This window comes from Pseudomonas sp. IT-P260 (genome assembly GCF_949768395.1).
GTDB lineage: Bacteria > Pseudomonadota > Gammaproteobacteria > Pseudomonadales > Pseudomonadaceae > Aquipseudomonas > Aquipseudomonas parakoreensis.
Genome location: NZ_CATKPO010000038.1, coordinates 1 through 209, shown reverse-complemented (window position 1 = coordinate 209; position 209 = coordinate 1). Strand labels below are relative to the sequence as shown.

At 56.5% G+C, this 209-nt stretch carries 2 tRNA genes; both read left to right on the top strand.

The window, feature by feature from the left end:
* Positions 1–8: 8 nt before the first annotated feature.
* Positions 9–85, top strand: a tRNA-Ile gene (locus ACM6HV_RS16490).
* Between the two features lie 29 nt (positions 86–114).
* A tRNA-Ala gene (locus tag ACM6HV_RS16485) sits at positions 115–190 on the top strand.
* Positions 191–209: the final 19 nt, after the last annotated feature.

Here is a 209-nt window from a genome sequence, read left to right as displayed (position 1 = left end):
CCGAAATTGGGTCTGTAGCTCAGTTGGTTAGAGCGCACCCCTGATAAGGGTGAGGTCGGCAGTTCGAATCTGCCCAGACCCACCAATTTTTGTGTGGGAAACCTGTAGAAATACGGGGCCATAGCTCAGCTGGGAGAGCGCCTGCCTTGCACGCAGGAGGTCAGCGGTTCGATCCCGCTTGGCTCCACCACCACTGCTTCTGAAGTTTG